Raw genomic sequence first — 3126 nt, forward strand, 5'->3', positions numbered from 1 at the left:
TGTCATTCGTCTTGCATAGCAAGCCTCATGCCAAGTCCTTCGGACTCGCAAAACGTCGTCAAGCCTTGGTCGTTATACGCCATCGCTAAAATGGATAGAAAAAATGATTCGAATTCTTTTAATAATATTCCTTTTTTCAAACTGCATAACTTCTAAAGTATTCGAACTTTCAGAAGGTAAGTGGAAACCTATACCGATTGAACAAATTGATTCGATCTCTTACGATAAATTAAATCAGAAATATATAACTCCGACCTATGAAATCGAAATTAATGGGATTTCTTCGGTGGGCGAAAGTTTGGAAAATTGCTATTCCTATAATTCATTTTTTAAGTGTGAGACAAATACGCAATTAATTAAAGCAGAGATAAAGGAAGTTAATCCCCAAGGGGGGCTGCAAATATCATACGTTGATTCGATATTTTTGCACAAGTCTCTAACAAAAATATATAAAGAAATGCATATAACGATTAATCACGATAAGCCTGAGATATATGCAACAAAGAACGGCAAAGCTTTTCTTTCAAAAGCTCATTCACGGGAATTCTTTCTTTGTTTTGATGAAACGGATACTCCTAAGCAAGAAAATTGCAATTCTCCTAAACGACAAGCCTATGATGTGAGACTAAATAGATATGAATTGGCTAAAGGGAACTTACTTATTGTTTTGGACGCGCAAGGATATGTCAAAAGAATGTATGAATTCAACTTTCCAACTATTGATAATAAGTTCGTACAAGGAAGAGTAGTAATAGTAAGCTATATAAATGAACGCAAAGGAAAACCCGCCTACTATTGGCTTACCCCGTTTTCAATAGTAGCTGATATTGTTACTAGTCCTATTCAGTTTATTATTTACTTGAATGAAATAGTAAAAGCATTAGGAGTTTTGAGGATGATGAGCTAATTCGTCAAAAAAAGCGACGGCGTATAACTATCGGCTCTGACGCTTCGCTTCGAGATGCTGAGCACTCTCGCTTGGCCTTCGGCACATTTTACTTCCGTCACTTTGCTTGCAAAGCAAGCTCGCGCCGTCGTAAAACGTCGTCAAGCCTTGGTCGTTAGACGACATGCCAAAAAACCATCTTTAAGACACAATGTTATTAGACTTCTTTAATTACTTTTTCAAATCGCAACTTGTAAGGCTCGCTTTTATAATATTGATATTCTTCTCATTTTTCCGAATTGCTTTTCCGTTGGAACTGAATTCGAAAGCTATATTTGTACTGATCCCAGATGAATATTGTTTTTTTGCGTTGACCACTGAAGCCAAACATGAAGATGCAGGTTGTGGATATTTTCGTTCTGGCTTATCTGTGTTTGGTAAGGAAGGTAATTTTATAGGAGTTTATCGGCTCAAAATTACTCAAATTGGTTATTTTGATGTTTCTAATCTTCCGGTTAAACATAAACTTTATTATTACCAAGGCCAATACCAACAGCTTTCAATTTTTATTCTTATTGGGATGACGCCTGTCATTTACTTTCTGAGCAGAATTTCTTTTCGTCGAAAGAAAAATTAAATTTATTTGAGACTATTTAGTCTTTCTAATTAACTTCGGCACGGTCGTCTAACTGTCGGTGCTTCCGCAGCGCTTCGAGATTGCTTACGCAACTCTCGCTCGGGCTACGCCACATTTGCTTCTGTCACTTCGTTTGCATGAGCAAACTCGTGCCATTGCAAACGTCGGAACACCTTGGTCGTTAGACGACATTTGTATTAAAATATGTTTGAATCAATTCTATACAGAGGGTTATCGACCCATTCCACTGATAAGGAAATCGATTTGGGAGGATTGGCAGAATTACTAATATTCTACGGAGAAGTGAGGATATTAGGGAATAAGCTGGTTTTAAAAGAATTAGTTAATTCTATAGGAGTTGATTCTCTTTTTAGATTATTAGAATCGGGCCTTCTAAAAATAAACTATGAGTATGAACTTGTTGGTATTCATTCCGAAGTTACTAATGACAAAGAAATAATTAGTGCTGTCCGGGTTCATTCTCCAAATCATTCGATTGATAAGGTTGCCGAGGAAATATTTAGAGATCAAGTAGCTGGCTCGGGAAAGTTAAGAAGAATATCAAATAAATTTATTTCGAATGTTAATGTTAGCTCAAAAGCCGATAAGACTTTATTAGACTTTTTCTCAGATATTGAACAAGCGGATTTTGTGTATGATTGTGTTAAGAAATTGCTTGATCTATATGTTCCTGAATATAACACCCCTTACAAATTTATATTCGATATTGAAAAACTGAGAGAATCTCAATATCAAGTGAGAACTAATCTAGATTATATCGCAATTAATGAGCTTTATCATGCTCAAATTCCGCCATCGCATTCAAGTATTTCTAACTCACAATTACTTTCTCATATACTTTTTACTCGAGATAACATTAATTTAACTACCGAGTTGGGTTCAGATTTATTCATTGATCCTATCAATTCTAAAATATTGGAAAGAAGAGTCGAATATATACTTGATAAAGTTAGAAGATCAAAACATGAGATAAGCCATTTTCAAGATCATGTATTCAATAATTCAAAAGCTATTCGTGAGTCGGTTAATTCAGGTCTTGTCCCATTTGACAAAATCGTCGAAATCGCAGAGAAAGGAATTAAGTTTAAGGATTGGGTTAAAGATAAACCCATTGAGCACGGACTTTTGAAAAGCTACATTGATGATGTGACGAGAGTAGATATAATTGACAAATTTCCAAGTAAAGCTATTAGATTTTCATTTTTTACTGGTTTGGGAGAGATTATAGAAACATTAAATCCTGGGGGCTTAGGGACCGAACTTGGCATTAGTCTAAACGCGCTTGATAGTTTTCTTTTTGATCGAATTCTAAAGGGTTGGAAGCCAAACTCATATATTGATCCTCTCAAAGAAATTTTCGGTCAATAAATACAAACGTCGTCTAACTGTCGGTGCTTCCGCTCCGCTCGGAGATCGCTTTCGCGACTCACTCGCTCGGGCTTCGCCACATTTGCTTCTGTCACTTCGTTTGCATGAGCAAACTCGTGCCATTGCAAACGTCGGAACACCTTGGTCGTTAGGCGACATGGTGAAAATTAGATTTGTAATCGAATATATATTCAAAATAACAGTCATATTGGAG

3 protein-coding genes are annotated in these 3126 nt (G+C 36.1%); all 3 read left to right on the forward strand.

Translation table 11 applies throughout. The features are described from left to right. Positions 1-103: 103 nt before the first annotated feature. The 3 genes from EHO58_RS08085 (at position 104) to EHO58_RS08095 (ending at position 2912) form a co-directional block, all read left to right on the forward strand. Positions 104-907, forward strand: a complete 804-nt coding sequence (locus EHO58_RS08085; protein WP_135679605.1) for a hypothetical protein — start codon at positions 104-106, stop codon at positions 905-907. 289 nt (positions 908-1196) lie between these two features. Continuing rightward, a complete protein-coding gene (locus tag EHO58_RS08090; protein WP_135679606.1) occupies positions 1197-1523 on the forward strand; it encodes a hypothetical protein in 327 nt (108 codons plus the stop codon). Positions 1524-1796: 273 nt separating this feature from the next. Further along, the gene (locus tag EHO58_RS08095; RefSeq protein WP_135679607.1) at positions 1797-2912 is read left to right on the forward strand and encodes a hypothetical protein; all 1116 of its coding nucleotides are present in this window, start codon (positions 1797-1799) and stop codon (positions 2910-2912) included. Positions 2913-3126 lie beyond the last annotated feature (214 nt).

The organism is Leptospira selangorensis, assembly GCF_004769405.1.
Classification (GTDB): domain Bacteria; phylum Spirochaetota; class Leptospiria; order Leptospirales; family Leptospiraceae; genus Leptospira_B; species Leptospira_B selangorensis.

Coding starts and splice junctions, on each gene's coding strand:
- EHO58_RS08085 (WP_135679605.1), top strand. CDS start 104: ATGATTCGAATTCTTTTAATAATATTCCTTTTTTCAAACTGCATAACT.